Source organism: Bradyrhizobium ottawaense, from assembly GCF_900099825.1.
In the GTDB taxonomy this organism is placed as follows: Bacteria; Pseudomonadota; Alphaproteobacteria; order Rhizobiales; family Xanthobacteraceae; genus Bradyrhizobium; species Bradyrhizobium ottawaense_A.
In genome coordinates, this window is sequence record NZ_LT629693.1 from 3,948,738 (window position 1) to 3,962,905 (window position 14,168).

Annotated in this window: 12 protein-coding genes and 1 pseudogene; 5 read left to right on the top strand and 8 right to left on the bottom strand. The window is 64.6% G+C overall.

Features of this window, described 5'->3' with window-relative positions:
- Positions 1 to 161: 161 nt before the first annotated feature.
- Genes dut through ubiE form a run of 4 tightly spaced genes read right to left on the bottom strand, consistent with a single transcriptional unit; the run spans position 162 to position 4,452 of the window.
- Positions 162 to 620 carry a dUTP diphosphatase gene (gene dut, locus BLR13_RS18445; RefSeq protein ID WP_074820824.1) on the bottom strand — a complete coding sequence of 153 codons (459 nt, stop codon included), beginning with the start codon at positions 618 to 620 and terminating at the stop codon, positions 162 to 164.
- Positions 617 to 2,062, bottom strand: a complete 1,446-nt coding sequence (gene coaBC / locus BLR13_RS18450; protein ID WP_074820821.1) for a bifunctional phosphopantothenoylcysteine decarboxylase/phosphopantothenate--cysteine ligase CoaBC — start codon at positions 2,060 to 2,062, stop codon at positions 617 to 619. The genes dut and coaBC overlap by 4 nt, the downstream gene beginning before the upstream one ends.
- A 57-nt stretch (positions 2,063 to 2,119) precedes the next feature.
- Positions 2,120 to 3,694: a 2-polyprenylphenol 6-hydroxylase gene (gene ubiB / locus BLR13_RS18455; RefSeq protein WP_074820819.1), complete on the bottom strand. Its 1,575-nt coding sequence runs from the start codon at positions 3,692 to 3,694 to the stop codon at positions 2,120 to 2,122.
- A complete protein-coding gene (gene ubiE, locus BLR13_RS18460; RefSeq protein WP_074820816.1) occupies positions 3,691 to 4,452 on the bottom strand; it encodes a bifunctional demethylmenaquinone methyltransferase/2-methoxy-6-polyprenyl-1,4-benzoquinol methylase UbiE in 762 nt (253 codons plus the stop codon). The genes ubiB and ubiE overlap by 4 nt, the downstream gene beginning before the upstream one ends.
- Positions 4,453 to 4,530: 78 nt before the next feature.
- Between ubiE and mutM the strand changes: the two genes are divergently transcribed.
- The 3 genes and pseudogenes from mutM to ggt all read left to right on the top strand — a co-directional run bounded on the left by mutM (position 4,531) and on the right by ggt (position 7,732).
- The gene (mutM, locus tag BLR13_RS18465) at positions 4,531 to 5,415 is read left to right on the top strand and encodes a bifunctional DNA-formamidopyrimidine glycosylase/DNA-(apurinic or apyrimidinic site) lyase (protein ID WP_074820814.1); all 885 of its coding nucleotides are present in this window, start codon (positions 4,531 to 4,533) and stop codon (positions 5,413 to 5,415) included.
- Positions 5,403 to 5,967, top strand: a pseudogene (locus tag BLR13_RS18470) (GNAT family N-acetyltransferase). Before mutM ends, BLR13_RS18470 begins: the two are co-directional and overlap by 13 nt.
- Positions 5,968 to 6,052: 85 nt before the next feature.
- Complete coding sequence (gene ggt, locus BLR13_RS18475) at positions 6,053 to 7,732, top strand: gamma-glutamyltransferase (protein WP_074820812.1); 1,680 nt, start codon at positions 6,053 to 6,055, stop codon at positions 7,730 to 7,732.
- Between the two features lie 136 nt (positions 7,733 to 7,868).
- Here ggt and BLR13_RS18480 read toward each other — a convergent pair whose 3' ends face one another.
- Positions 7,869 to 9,248, bottom strand: a complete 1,380-nt coding sequence (locus BLR13_RS18480; RefSeq protein WP_074820810.1) for a serine protease — start codon at positions 9,246 to 9,248, stop codon at positions 7,869 to 7,871.
- Positions 9,249 to 9,365: 117 nt separating this feature from the next.
- Here BLR13_RS18480 and BLR13_RS18485 point away from each other — a divergent pair, with 117 nt between their 5' ends.
- Positions 9,366 to 10,166, top strand: coding sequence for a HesA/MoeB/ThiF family protein (locus tag BLR13_RS18485; RefSeq protein WP_074820807.1), 801 nt, complete (start codon positions 9,366 to 9,368; stop codon positions 10,164 to 10,166).
- A 68-nt stretch (positions 10,167 to 10,234) separates the two neighbouring features.
- Here BLR13_RS18485 and BLR13_RS18490 read toward each other — a convergent pair whose 3' ends face one another.
- Both BLR13_RS18490 and BLR13_RS18495 read right to left on the bottom strand, forming a co-directional pair.
- On the bottom strand, positions 10,235 to 10,507 hold the full coding sequence (locus BLR13_RS18490; protein ID WP_074820805.1) for a hypothetical protein: 273 nt from the start codon (positions 10,505 to 10,507) through the stop codon (positions 10,235 to 10,237).
- 196 nt (positions 10,508 to 10,703) lie between these two features.
- Positions 10,704 to 11,708 carry an aldo/keto reductase gene (locus BLR13_RS18495; RefSeq protein WP_074820803.1) on the bottom strand — a complete coding sequence of 335 codons (1,005 nt, stop codon included), beginning with the start codon at positions 11,706 to 11,708 and terminating at the stop codon, positions 10,704 to 10,706.
- Positions 11,709 to 11,829: 121 nt separating this feature from the next.
- Here BLR13_RS18495 and BLR13_RS18500 point away from each other — a divergent pair, with 121 nt between their 5' ends.
- Positions 11,830 to 12,789 (top strand): LysR family transcriptional regulator, encoded by a 960-nt coding sequence (locus tag BLR13_RS18500; RefSeq protein WP_074820800.1) that lies wholly within the window; start codon positions 11,830 to 11,832, stop codon positions 12,787 to 12,789.
- A gap of 106 nt (positions 12,790 to 12,895) precedes the next feature.
- Here the strand turns inward: BLR13_RS18500 and BLR13_RS18505 are convergent, their stop codons facing one another.
- Positions 12,896 to 13,897, bottom strand: a complete 1,002-nt coding sequence (locus BLR13_RS18505) for a 2-hydroxyacid dehydrogenase (protein ID WP_074820795.1) — start codon at positions 13,895 to 13,897, stop codon at positions 12,896 to 12,898.
- Between the last annotated feature and the right edge of the window lie 271 nt (positions 13,898 to 14,168).

Here is a 14,168-nt window from a genome sequence, read left to right on the forward strand (position 1 = left end):
ACGCACGACTCGAATGCACGAGCGCTTCCCCACGCCGTGCACGAATCGAGTGACATTATCTGCTTCGGGAGTCGGCCGGTAAGAGTCCAGACCGTGAACGTGAATCTGCTTGTGAAAAAATGAGCGGATTACCGCTCAGGTGCCAATCGAGTTCGAACGAATCAGCGTCCGGTGGAACCGAACCCGCCGCTGCCGCGGTCGGTTTCCGAAAGCGTGGCAGCGGTGACAAGCTGCGCCTGGGTCACCGGCGCGATCACCATTTGCGCGATGCGCTCGCCGCGCCTGATCGGGAACGGCGCATCGCCGTGGTTGATCAGCAGCACGTTGATTTCGCCGCGATAATCGGCATCCACCGTGCCGGGCGAATTGAGCACCGTAACGCCATGCTTGGCGGCAAGCCCGGAGCGTGGCCGCACCTGCGCCTCGAAGCCGCGTGGCAGCGCGATCACAAGCCCGGTCGGCACCATCGTGTATTTTCCCGGTGACAGGATCAGGGGTGTTTCGGCCGGCACGGCAGCCAGCAGATCGAGCCCGGCGGCGTCGGCGCTCTGATAGGCCGGTAATGCGAGACCTTCGCCGTGCGGCAGTTGGCGGATGTCGACCTTGACCGTTGCGCTCACGTCGTTTTCTCCACCGTCTTTGCTATCTTTGCCACCAGTTCGGTCGCGACCTGTTCCTTGGTCATGACCGGCCAGGACTCCACGTTAATGCTGTCGACGCCGATCTTGTCCGCACCTTCGCGCGTCAGGAGATGCACGGTGTTGCGGTCGCCGCCCATCACGCCTGACGCCGGCGAGACGTCGTTGGCGACGATCCAGTCGCAGCCTTTTCGCGCGATCTTCGCCTTGGCGTTGTCGATCAGATGCTCGGTCTCGGCGGCAAAGCCGATCACCAGCGGCGGGCGCTTTTCCTTGAGCTTCGAGATCGTCGCCAGGATGTCGGGATTTTCGACCAGTTGCAGCGGCGGCATGCCGGCAGCGGTTTTCTTCAGCTTCTGCTCGCCTTCATTGGCGACGCGCCAGTCGGCGACCGCCGCGGCAAAAATTGCAATATCCGCCGGCAGCGCGGCTTCGACCTTGTGCAGCATGTCGCGCGCCGATTCGACCCGGATCACGGTGACACCAGCGGGATCGCGCAATTCGACCGGACCGGAGACCAGCGTGACGTCGGCGCCAGCGGCCTGTGCGGCGGCGGCGATCGCAAAACCCTGCTTGCCGGAGGAACGGTTGGCAATGTAGCGCACCGGATCGATCGGCTCATGTGTCGGGCCTGCGGTGATCAGCACGCGCTTGCCGGCGAGCGGGCGGGGGCGCGGCGGACGCAGGATATCGGCGGCGGCTGCGGCGATTTCGGCGGCCTCCGACATCCGGCCGACGCCGGCTTCACCGGCCTCGGCCATTTCGCCGGCATTGGGACCGATCATGACAACGCCATCGCGGCGAAGCTGCAGGACGTTGCGGCGGGTTGCGGCGTTGTTCCACATCAGCGGGTTCATGGCAGGCGCCAGCAGGATCGGGCGGTTGGCGGCAAGCAGGATGGCGCTGGCGAGATCGTCGGCATGGCCCTGCGCCATCTTCGCCATCAGGTCCGCGGTGGCCGGCGCCACCACGATCAGATCGCATTCCCGCGCCAGGCGAATATGCCCGGCGTCAAACTCGCTCTCGGGATCGAACAGGTCGGTATAGACGCGCTCATGCGACAGCGCGCTGGCCGCGAGCGGGGTGACGAATTGCTGCGCGGCCTTGGTCAGCACGCAGCGCACGTTGATGTGGCGCTCCTTCAGCCGCCGGATCAGGTCCAGCGACTTGTAGGCAGCGATGCCGCCGCCGATGATCAGGGTAACGTAGGCCTCGCCGGTGGCGCTGACGGCCCGGGGAGGCGGCACGGCAGCCGCTGCGGCCGGCGACGGGCTGGTGGCGCCCGGCTGCTCCGGGCGCCCCTGGATCAGCTCCCCGAGGATGACCCGGACTTCCTCTTCGACCGAGCGGCCGTTGCTGGCCGAGCGCAGCCGCAGATAGGCTTTGACGGTGTCGTCGAGTTTTCGGATAGTTATGCTGGCCATGGACGGGCTCCGGCAGGAACTGACAGCATTGATATCAAATATATGATATCAATGCAATCAAAGTTGCCGCACGGCGACCAGAATTCCAATGAAGGTCGCCGCGATGATCCACAGCGCCAGCGTGCGCCAGCGGTTCTTGCGGCTCTCGGTCCGGGCCATCGCCGCGATCGTCTCCGGCGACAGCGTAACGCCCTCGCGCGTCATCCTCTCGAGATTTTCCAGCACCGCGACCGCCCGCGAGGCAATCGCGGGCAGGCTTGCCGCCACCCGGCCGAGTTCGCCGGCGCCGGACATCGCACCCTGGATGCGTCCGATCGGTCCGAGGTTGCGCTCGATCCATTCGCGCACGACGGGATCGGCGACCTTCCAGATATCGAGCTTGGGATCGAAACCGCGCGCCACGCCTTCGACCACCACCATGGTCTTCTGCAGCAGGATCAGTTCGGGCCGGGTCTGCATGTCGAACAGGCCGGTGACCTCGAGCAGCAAGGTCAGGAGCTTCGCCATCGAGATTTCTTCGGCGGTGCGGTTGTGGATCGGCTCGCCGATGGCGCGGATCGCTTGCGCGAAATTCTCGACCGAGTGATGGCCCGGCACATAGCCGGCCTCGAAGTGCACCTCGGCGACGCGACGATAGTCGCGGGTGATGAATCCTAAGAGAATTTCGGCGAGGAAGCGCCGCTCCTTCAGCCCGAGCCGGCCCATGATGCCGAAATCGACCGCCACCAGCCGGCCGGCCGCGTCGAGGAACAGATTGCCCGGATGCATGTCGGCATGAAAGAAGCCGTCGCGCAGCGCGTGGCGCAGAAAACTCTGGATCACCTTGCGGCCGAGCTCGGGCAGGTCGATGTGCGACTGTTCGAGCCGCACATGGTCGTTCAGCGCGATGCCGTCGATCCACTCCATCGTCAGCACGTTGTGGGTGGTGCGGTCCCAATCGACAGTGGGCACGCGGAAATCCGGATCGTCGCGGATGTTCTCGGCCATCTCGGACATCGCCGCCGCTTCCAGCCGCAGGTCCATTTCCATCGCGACCGAGCGCGACATCGTGTTGATGACTTCGATCAGCCGCAGCCGCCGCGCTTCGGCCGAATGCGCCTCGGCGTTGTACGCGACAAAGAAGAAGTCGGCGAGGTCGCGGCGGAAACGCGCGGCGACATTGGGCCGGAGTACTTTGACCGCGACGTTCTTGTGCTTGCCGTCGCGTTCGACCACGCCGCGATGCACCTGCGCGATCGAGGCCGCGGCCACCGCCGGGCCGAGGTTCACAAACGCCTGCGCCACAGGGCGTTCCAGCGATTGCGCGATCACGGCTTCGGCCTCGGCCTCGGAGAACGGCGGCAGCCGGTCCTGCAGGGCTTCGAGATCGCGCGCCATCGCGACGCCGACCACGTCGGGCCGCGTCGCGAGAAACTGCCCGAGCTTGAGATAAGCGGGTCCCAATCGCGTCAGCGCGCGCGACAGCCGCGGGCCGGATTTGGCGCCGGGCCGTTCGATCAGCCGCGCCAGACGCAACGCGAGTTGGCCGGGCGGCGGCACCAGGCTCGGATCGACGACGCCGAACACGCCTTCGCGCGCGAACACGTAACCAGCGCGGACCAATCGCGCGATGTGGGTCGCCGCAGAAATCACAAACGCCAGCCCGAATGCAGCGCCACGATACCGCCGGAGAGGCTTTCCCACTTCACCCGCGAGAAGCCGGCCGCGCGGATCATCTCGGCGAAGGCATTGGGCTTGGGAAACTTGCGGATCGATTCGACGAGATATTGATAGGACTCGGCATCGCCAGTCACGGCGCGGCCGAGCGGCGGGATCACCTTGAACGAGAACAGGTCGTAGATCCGGTCGAGCCCGGGCACGTCGACGGTGGAAAATTCCAGGCACAGGAATCGGCTGCCGGGCCGCAGCACGCGATAGGCCTCACGCAGCGCGGCGTCGATCCGCGGCACGTTGCGGATGCCGAACGCGATGGTGTAGGCGTCGAAGCCGCGGTCGGGAAAGGCCAGCGCTTCGGCATTGCCCTCGACGAAGGAAACCCGCTGGTCGAGATGACGCGCGGCGGCGCGGGTGCGGCCGACTTCGAGCATGTCGGTGTTGATGTCGCAGACGGTGGCATGGAAGCCGGCGCCGGCCGCCTTGGCGGCTCGAAACGAGATGTCGCCGGTGCCGCCGGCGACGTCGAGCAGCGCAAACGGCGCATCGCTCTTCGGCGGGTTGAGCGCCGTGATCATGATGTCCTTCCAGATCCGGTGCAGGCCCACCGACATCAGGTCGTTCATCAGGTCGTAACGAGCAGCCACGCTGTGAAACACGTCGTTCACCAGCGTCTGCTTGTCCCCGAGGGGCACGTCCCTGAAGCCAAAATGCGTGGTTTGGTCCGGCCGATCCATCAACTCAACTCCATACCGGACCATAGCGCGCCCGCCGCAATGGCGCTATCACGTCACCTTCATAAGGTGAATACCTGCATGCCTGAATTGCCCGAAGTTGAGACCGTCCGCCGCGGCCTGCAGCCCGCCATGGAGGGGTCAAAAATCCTCAAAGCCGAAGCCCGGCGCAAGGATTTGCGGTTTCCGTTTCAAAAAGACTTTATCGCGCGGCTGGAAGGCCAGGTTGTGACCGGCCTCGGCCGCCGCGCCAAGTATCTGATGGCGGATCTCGCCTCCGGCGACGTGCTGCTGATGCATCTGGGCATGTCCGGTTCGTTCCGGGTGCTTGAAGGTAAGGCCGGCAGCACGCCCGGCCAATTCCACCACCCGCGCAGTGAAGACCGCGCCCATGACCACGTCGTGTTCCACATGTCGTCGGGTGCGGCGGTGGTCTTCAATGATCCGCGCCGCTTCGGCTACATGAAGATCATCGCCCGCAATGCGCTGGAGGACGAGCCGTTGCTCAACGGCCTCGGCCCCGAACCGCTCGGCAACGAATTCGACGCGGCGATGCTGGCGCGCGCCTGCGCCAACAAGAAGACCAGCCTGAAGGCGGCGCTGCTCGACCAGCGCGTGGTCGCGGGGCTCGGCAACATCTACGTCTGCGAGGCGCTGTTTCGCGCGCATCTGTCGCCACGCCGGCTGGCTGCGACGCTGGCCACCAAAAAAGCCGCCGAACCTACCGATCATGCCCAGCGCCTGGTGAGCGCGATCCACACCGTGCTGAACCAGGCGATCAAGGCCGGCGGCTCCTCGATCAGCGATCACCGCCTGACCTCGGGCGAACTCGGCTATTTCCAGCACTCGTTCAGGGTCTATGACCGCGAGGGCGAGACCTGCCAGACCGCCGGTTGCGGCGGCATCGTGCGGCGCTTCGTCCAGAACGGCCGCTCGACGTTCTGGTGCCCGAAATGCCAGAAATAGCGACGCCGACATTGCAGACAAAGCGGCTGGTGCTGCGGCCGCTGGCGCTTTCCGACGCGCCTGACATTCAGCGCCATTTCAACAACTGGAACGTCATCCGGCGGCTCGCACGCATCGTGCCCTGGCCGTATCCGGATGACGGGGCGGAAACCTTCGTCAAACTCCAATTCGAAAAGATCGCCGCCGGCGAAGAAATCTATCAATGGGTTCTGACGTTGCGGTCCGGTAACGGCGAGGCGATCGGCAACATTCATTTTCCGCCCAAGGGCCGAGAGTGCAAAAGGCAACCGTGGCTTCTGGCTCGCGGAGCCGTACTGGAACCAGGGCCTGATGACCGAAGCCATCACGGCGGTGAACGACTTTGCCTTCAACACGCTGGGCATCGAGAGTTTCTACGTCTGCAACGCGGCCACCAACGTGGCGTCACGCCGGGTCAAGCAGAAGACCGGCGCCGAGTTTGTTGGCTATGTCGAGCTTCCGCATCACGATGGTCAATCCAGATCGGAAAAATGGCGCGTGACCCGGGAAAACTGGCTGAACAGCAATCGATAGCGCGCCCTCGCTATTCCGTATGAATACTGGCGGATTTGCGCTGTAATGCGATGATCGGTTCAAGAACAACAAACGGGAAACGAGCATGAGCGGCAACTGGCGGGATCGCGCGGCCACCACCTTTCAATGCCTGAAGCAGCCGGCGTCCGGCAGCCGCGGCATGGTCGTCAGCAACCATCCGCTGGCCTCGGCTGCGGGCGCGGAGATGCTGGCGGCCGGCGGCAACGCCATCGATGCGGCGATCGCGACCTTGTTCACGCTGACGGTGGTCGAACCGATGATGGTCGGCATCATCGGCGGCGGCATGGCGCATATCCGGCTCGCCGACGGCAGCCATCGTTTCATCGACGGCCAGAGCACCGTGCCGTCGGCAGTTCGTCCCGACACCTACACATCAAAGCCGGGTTCGGCGCATGACGTGTTCGACACGATAGGCGATGAAAATCTGAACGGTCCGAAAGCGGTCGCGGTGCCGGGCTCGCTCAAGGCCTGGTGCGAGACGCTGCAGCGGTTCGGCACCATGAGCCTTGCCGATGTGATGCAGCCCGCGATCAAGCACGCCTCGCGCGGCTATGCCGCAACGCCGTATCTGCACGAATGCATCACCGACGGCGCGGAGGAAATGCTGAAGGACGAAGCGATCTCGGCGATCTATCTGCCTGACGGCGTGCCGCTGAAGGCCGGCGAACGCGTGCTGCAATCGGAATATGCGGAGACGCTCAAGCACATCTCGCAGCATGGCGAGGCGGCGCTGTATCAGGGGCCGCTCGGCGATATCCTGGCCGATTACATGAAGGCGAATGGCGGCTTCATCACCCGCCAGGATCTCACCTCCTACAGGACCGTCGAGCGGCAGCCGATCCGCGCCGATTATCGCGGTTGGGAAATTCTGGGGCCGCCGCCGCCCGCTGCCTCCGGCGTGCACATCGCGCAGATGCTCAACATCCTCGAAGGCTACGACATCGCGAAACTCGGCTTCGGCTCCGCCGAGACGATCCATTACCTCGCCGAAGTGCTGAAGATCGCCTTTGCCGATCGTGCGGCGGCGAGCGGCGATCCTGATTTCATCCATGTCCCGGTGGAGCGGCTGACCTCGAAGGCCTATGCCGAGGAACGCCGCGGCGCGATCGATTCCAACCGCGCGCAGGCCTGGGGCGCCGGTATTGCCCAGCTCGAAAGCGCCCACACCACGCACATGACCGCGGCGGATGCGTTCGGCAACGTGGTCGCGACCACGCAGACCATCAACAACCTGTTCGGCGCCAAGATTTTGATCCCCGGGCTTGGCACCGTGCCGAACAATTACATGAACCTGTACGATCCGCGGCCGGGCCACGCGCTGTCGCTGGCGCCGGGCAAGCGCGTCACCACCTCGATGTCCCCGATGATGGCGCTGCGCGACGGTAAACTCGTCTATGCGCTCGGGCTGCCCGGCGGAAAGCGGATTTTTCCGAGCGCGATGCAAGCGCTGGTCAATCTGATCGACCACGGCATGAGCCTGCAGGAAGCGGTCGAGGCGCCGCGGGTCTGGACCGAGGGTAACGCGCTCGAAGTCGAGCTCGCCGTGCCTGACAGCGTGCGCGCCGAACTCGCGTCGATGGGCCACAAGGTGCTGGCGCTGCCGACGGTAGCCGGCGGTATGAACGGCATCCAGTTTCACGATGATGGCAGGATGTCCGGCGCCGCGTGCTGGCGCGCTGACGGCACACCGGTCGCTCTCGCCGGCGGGCTCGCGCGCGCGGGGGTGAGGTTCGGGCTGGCGTAAGGAACGCTGCTCGCCGTCACATCAGCAGATGTCATTCCCGCGAAAGCGGGTATCCAGTACGCCGCGGCCTGTCGATCCTATCGCTGATGTCTCTGGAATACTGGATCACCCGCTTTCGCGGGTGACGACAGCGGAGCTACTTCCTCACACAGATCACGCGGACCACGGATGCTTTCGCATCGAACGAAGCACCGGCCGCATTCACACCATTGGCCTTGAGAAAATCGCGCACGGTGTCCGATGTCACCAATACCGCCTGCGCCGCAGGCGTGGCATTCGCGGGCCCCGAGACCAGTACCGGTTTCAGCAGCGCGATGCCGGCGAACCTGCCGTCGCCGTCGAGCGCGGCGGCGCCGGAAAAGCCGAGCGACGGTGGCGGCGAGAGTGCGACGTCGCTGCCGCCGCCAAGCTGGGCGACCGAGGCCTTGACGCTGCTTACTGCGGCATTGCCGCCCTGGTTTTGCGGATCCGAAATGCCGGTCAGGTCGAGTGCGGTCTTGGTCGCGGCGTTGGCGAGATTGAGCGCCTTCAGCCCGCGCGCGCCGTAGATGCGCAGCAGCGCCAGATCATGGTCCTTGTCCTCGGCGACCCGGTCGGCATTGCCGAAGCCTGCGATCGTGACCGCAAGGCAGCCGTCGGTGATCTGCCGGTCGGCGACAACAGCGCCGTCGTCGCTGACGACGACACCGGTGCCGTATTCCACGGTCTTGCGCGGCGGCGGTCCCGCGGCCTGCGCGCCCGACGGAAACGCGTTGAACGCGCTCGACATCGCGATCACCACCGGCTCCACGGTATTTTCGGTCGCCTGATCGTAGAGGATGGTGAGGATACGAACCTCGTCGCCCTTGAAGGTGCCGCGAAGATAAAACTTCTTCAGACCCTGCAGGCCGGACAGCACGAAGAAGTCCGGCTTGACCACGGTGTAGTCGATGTTGCGGCCGGCCTCCTTCTTTTCCCGCTCGGCGAGTTTGGCCGTGGTGGGATTGGCCTCCTTGCGCCGCGCTAGCTGGATCTGGATCGTTCCGGTCGGGGACGTCCATTTGACGCCGTTGGCGTCGCTGGTCTGCTGCGGCACCAGCTTGGTCGGAATGCCGAGCCGCACGCCGGTGCCGGGATCGGCGACGATCTTCCAGCCGACATTTTCCTGCCGCCGCTTCGCGGTATCGGCGAGGACGCCGCGTTCCTGCGAATTGAGCACGCCGGTCTCCCGGCCGCCGCGGGCCTTCTGGAATTCCTTGATCGCGTTGACCATGCGCTCGCTGACGTCGCCGGTGATGGCGCCGTTATATTGCCCGACCCAGGCGAGGTCCGACTGCAGCGCCAGCCGCTCGGCCTGCGCCATCGCATTCGCCGTATCCTCGGGCTTTTGCAGCGCGGGGCGGATCGGTACGGTCGTGACCGGTTTCGGCTTGACGCCGGCGGTGGATGGCGGCGTCAACTGCGCCTGCGCGGATACCACCGAGACCGTCAAGATCGAAGCCGCGATCATCCATATTGCCCGAAGCACCGATCTCATGACAAATCCCGGCAGACGATTGAGGCGCTCATTGACCTCAGGCCAATTAAGCACATCTGCTTGGTCGGCAACAACAGCGCGCCGGTTCACGGAACCACGCAAGGACTAGACGGACCCATGCTGACGGCCGACGAACTCGAACGCTACGCCCGCCATATCGTGCTGCGCGACGTCGGTGGCCCCGGCCAGGCGGCGCTGAAGGAGGCCTCCGTGCTGGTGATCGGCGCCGGCGGCCTCGGCGCGCCGGTCCTGATGTATCTGGCGGCCGCCGGTGTTGGCACGCTCGGCGCCGTCGATGACGATATCGTGTCGCTGTCCAATCTGCAGCGCCAGATCATCCATGCGACGCCGGATATCGGCCGGCGCAAGGTCGACAGCGCCGCCGAACAGATTCACACCCTCAATCCCCATGTCCATTTCGAGGCGCATGCGGTGCGTCTCGATGCGAAGAATGCGATGTCGCTGATCGGCGGCTATGATCTCGTGCTCGACGGCTCCGATAATTTCGAAACCCGCTACCTGGTTTCCGATGCCTGCTATCTCGCCGGCAAGCCGTTGATCACCGCGGCGCTGGGCCAGTTCGACGGCTCGCTGACGACGATTCGCGCGCATGAGCGCGGTGCGGACGGCCAGTTCAATCCGACCTATCGTTGTCTGTTTCCTGAAGCCCCGCCGCCGGGCGCGGTGCCCGCCTGCGCCGAGGCTGGCGTAATGGGCGCGCTGGCGGGCATTCTGGGATCGATGATGGCGCTGGAAGCGATCCGCGAAATCGTCGGCTTCGGCGACAGCCTGGTCGGGCGGCTGGTCATGGTGGATGCGCGCGCGATGCGGTTCGAAACCCTGCGCTATGCCCGCGATCCCGCCAACCCGCTCAACGGCGACGCACCCACCATCACCGATTTGAGCGCTTATCTCTGAGCTTCGTCGCGGCAATGTAGAATCGCCGGTCTGCGACTTGACCCCGCTGCCAGCACCAAGGCTTTCGATTATTCCGCACTCCAGCTGACGCGGCCGCGGCTGCTGGCCACCACCTGGGTTTCGCCAGCCCGCAAGGTAATACTACACCCGCCGTTGTTCTGGCACGCGAATTCGTCGGTCCAGCGTACCACGACCCGGCGGCCGCAGTTGTTGATGAACCGACCGGGATTTCTTGAAAAATCGACGCAACTTTCGGCCGCAGCAGGTTCGCTCGATACGGAAGTGAAGGCAGCGGCAATACCCAGGGTGAGAATGCTGAGACACACGGCACGGTTCATCATCTATTTCCTCGTTCGTTGGCGCAAAATTTTTCAGAATCTTCATTCTGCGAAGGAGGCATAATAAGATTGCTGCAGACGTAGATCGTCCCCCAAATGGGGGATGTGGCTCTGGCCAAGCGTGCCCCCAACGCAATAGAAGCGCGCCATCGGCTGAGGTCCAGCGAATGGAAACATTCGCCGAACCCCAGCCGCAACCTCACGCCGTCAGCTTCCTCTCGCTGTCCATGTGCGCAAGCTGCGCTTCGGGATAGCGCGCGCCGGCTGCGGCACCCGGCGGAAACGCCTTTGCAAGCGCCGCCAGATGCGCATCCGTCAGTTTCACCTCGAGCGCGCCGAGCGCCTCGGTGAGGCGGTCGCGGCGGCGGGCACCGACCAGCGGCACGATGTCGTTGCCCTGCGCGGCGACCCAGGCGATCGCGACCTGGGCGGGCGACGCGCCGATGTCATCGGCAATCGCGCGCAACTGGTCCACCAGTGCCAGGTTGCTGTCGAGATTGCTGCCCTGGAAGCGCGGGCTCATCTGGCGGAAATCCTTGGCCGCCGTGCGATCCTTCGACCAGTGACCGCTGATCAGCCCGCGCGACAGCACGCCATAGGCGGTGATGCCGATGCCCAGCTCGCGGCAGGTTTTCAGGATATCGCTCTCGATGCCGCGCGCGATCAGCGAATATTCGATCTGCAGGTCGGCGATCGGATGCACGGCATGCGCCCGGCGAATGGTGTCCGAGCCGACTTCCGAAAGTCCGATATGCCTGATCCAGCCGGCCTTGATCATGTCGGCCATGGCGCCGACGGTTTCCTCGATCGGCACGTCCGGATCGAGCCGGGCCGGCCGGTAGATGTCGATATGGTCGACGCGAAGCCGCTGCAGCGAGTAAGCGAGGAAATTCTTCACCGCCGCCGGGCGGCTGTCATAGCCGGACCAAGCCTTCGCCGGATCGCGCAACGCGCCGAATTTGACGCTGATCTGCAGATTGTCGCGGCCGCGGGTCGCGAGCGCGTCGCCGATCAGCATTTCATTGTGCCCCATGCCGTAGAAATCGCCGGTGTCGAGCAGGGTGATCCCGGCATCGAGCGCGGCATGAAGGGTGGCGATGCTCTCGCTGCGGTCGGCCGGGCCGTAAAAGTCCGACATGCCCATGCAGCCGAGGCCGATGGCGGAGACGGCCGGGCCTGACGTGCCGAGTTGACGCTTGTCCATGGTGGTTCTCCTCGAGATCGGCGGCGGATATTCCGCGCCGTGATGACGAGGCTGATATGGGGCATTTTCATTGCAGCGATAAGCTGGACAATGCTTAAGAGCTTGTTCAATATATCGAACAATGAAGGATATCGATCTTCGCGATCTCGATGCGTTTGTCGCCGTCGCGCGCACCCGGAATTTCCGCCGTGCGGCGCTGGAGCAACGGGTCTCGGTCTCGAGCCTGAGCCAGCGGTTGCGCGAACTGGAGGAGCGGCTCGGGGTCCGCCTGATGAACCGGACCACGCGCAGCGTCGGGCTCACGGAAGCCGGCGAGTTGCTGCTGGCCGGGGTCGGGCCGGCGATATCGGATGTCGGTACCGCGCTCGATCAGGTCCGTGGCCTGCGCGGCGTTCCCTCGGGCCGGCTGCGCATCAACGCGCCGCCACCGGCGATCGATCTATGTCTGGCGCCGATGGTTGCGCCGTTTCTTCAGGCGCACCCGCAGATCGATCTTGAAATCGTCAGCGACAGCACCTTCGTCGACATCGTCGCCGATGGCTTCGATGCCGGCGTGCGCTATGGCGAACATCTGGCGCAGGACATGATCGCGGTCTCGCTCGGTCCGCCGCAACGCTATGCGGTGGTGGCGTCGCCGGACTATGTCGAAAAGCATGGCCGGCCGAAACACCCGAAGGACTTGCTCGATCACGTCGGCATCCGGATCCGGTTCGGCCGCGGCGCGATCCGCGATTGGGAATTCGAGAAAGCCGGCCGTGTCGTCAAGGTGGCGCCAACCGGAAGGCTGATCGCGAACTATCCGGGACTGGCGCGGCGCGCGGCGCTCGATGGCGTCGGCTTCTGGCCGACCTTCGAGGGCTATGTGCGCGACGAAGTGAAGTCCGGTGAGTTGGTCAGCGTGCTCGAAGACTGGTGCGCGCCGTTTCCCGGCCCATTCCTGTATTACCCAAGCCGCCGCCAACCGCCGCCGCCACTCGCCGCGTTCGTGAGCTTTGTCGCGGAGTGGCGGAAGCAGGAGCGGCGGAGAAACGAAAAATCCATCGTCGTCCCGGACAAGCGAAGCGCGATCCGGGACCCATAACCACAGGACGTTGTGAGGCGGGAAGCTGGAGCAACAGCCGCGTTAACAACAGGCTATGGTGGCTATGGGTCCCCGCTTTCGCGGGGACGACCCGTTGAGATATTCGTTACAGCATGCTCGGCAGCACGCGATCCGGCGGCTTGTGGTTGTCGAGGAAGGTGCGGATGTTGATGATCACCTTCTCGCCCATTTCGACGCGGCCCTCGATGGTGGCCGAACCCATATGCGGCAGCAGGGTCGCTTTGCCGGCCCTGGCCAGCCGCACCAGTTTCGGATTGACCGCGGGCTCGTGCTCGTAGACGTCGAGCCCGGCGCCGCCGATCTCACCGGCTTCGATCAGCTTGATCAGCATGTCCTCGTCGATCACCCCGCCGCGCGCGGTGTTGACGATATAGGCCTCCTTGCGGATCAGCTTCAGCCGTCGCGCCGAGAGCAGATGATAGGTCGCCGGCGTGTGCGGACAGTTCACCGAGATGATGTCCATCCGCGCCAGCATCTGGTCGAGGCTTTCCCAATAGGTGGCGCCGAGTTCTTCGGCGATCTTGGGCGCGACGGGACGGCGGTTGTGATAGTGGATCTGCAGGCCGAACGCCCGCGCGCGGCGCGCCACCGCCTGGCCGATACGGCCCATGCCGATGATACCCAGCCGCTTGCCGCCGATGCGATGACCGAGCATCCAGGTCGGCGACCAGCCCGGCCAGCTCTTGCCCTCGGTCAGAATCGCCGCGCCCTCGATCATCCGCCGCGGCACGGCGAGGATCAGCGCCATGGTCATGTCGGCGGTGTCTTCGGTCAGTACTTTTGGCGTGTTGGTCACGGTGATGCCGCGCGCATGCGCCGCCGTGACGTCGATGTTGTCGACGCCGTTGCCGAAATTGGCGATCATGCGCAGCTTGCAGTCGGGATGCTTGAGCAGTTCTTCGCCAATCATGTCGGTGACGGTCGGCACCAGCACGTCGGCGGTGCAGACGGCTTCGGCGATCTGTTCCGGCGTCATCGGCGTATCGTCGAGATTCAACCGCGCGTCGAACAGCTCGCGCATCCGGGTCTCGATCGAGTCCGGCAGCTTGCGGGTAACGACGACGAGCGGTTTTTTCTTAGCCGACATGTTCTGCTCTCATGAGGGGATGGCTCGCTGAGGCTTGCCGTTCAGACCTCATTAACCCGGTTGTTCGACACTGCGGGTGCCGCGCGATCCCGGTTTCCTTGGGTTCCCCCTGAAGCCCTGAGTTTCTTGGGGTTTCCACGGGAAAATCCGGGCGTTCTGGTTCTAAATCGTTCCGTCCTCTCTATCAGAAGGCCGGGCCAAGACAAGAACCCTGCGGAAAGCACGGTCCGGGAAGCGACCAGGCGAGGCACAGGGGTCTGGGGTTTTCGGG

Excerpts from the sequence above, each read along its gene's own strand:
- BLR13_RS18495 (WP_074820803.1), bottom strand. The coding sequence starts at position 11,708 with ATGGACAAGCGTCAACTCGGCACGTCAGGCCCGGCCGTCTCCGCCATC.
- ggt (WP_074820812.1), top strand. The coding sequence starts at position 6,053 with ATGAGCGGCAACTGGCGGGATCGCGCGGCCACCACCTTTCAATGCCTG.
- BLR13_RS18500 (WP_074820800.1), top strand. The coding sequence starts at position 11,830 with ATGAAGGATATCGATCTTCGCGATCTCGATGCGTTTGTCGCCGTCGCG.
- BLR13_RS18480 (WP_074820810.1), bottom strand. The coding sequence starts at position 9,248 with ATGAGATCGGTGCTTCGGGCAATATGGATGATCGCGGCTTCGATCTTG.
- mutM (WP_074820814.1), top strand. The coding sequence starts at position 4,531 with ATGCCTGAATTGCCCGAAGTTGAGACCGTCCGCCGCGGCCTGCAGCCC.
- BLR13_RS18485 (WP_074820807.1), top strand. The coding sequence starts at position 9,366 with ATGCTGACGGCCGACGAACTCGAACGCTACGCCCGCCATATCGTGCTG.
- BLR13_RS18505 (WP_074820795.1), bottom strand. The coding sequence starts at position 13,897 with ATGTCGGCTAAGAAAAAACCGCTCGTCGTCGTTACCCGCAAGCTGCCG.
- ubiE (WP_074820816.1), bottom strand. The coding sequence starts at position 4,452 with ATGGATCGGCCGGACCAAACCACGCATTTTGGCTTCAGGGACGTGCCC.
- coaBC (WP_074820821.1), bottom strand. The coding sequence starts at position 2,062 with ATGGCCAGCATAACTATCCGAAAACTCGACGACACCGTCAAAGCCTAT.
- BLR13_RS18490 (WP_074820805.1), bottom strand. The coding sequence starts at position 10,507 with ATGATGAACCGTGCCGTGTGTCTCAGCATTCTCACCCTGGGTATTGCC.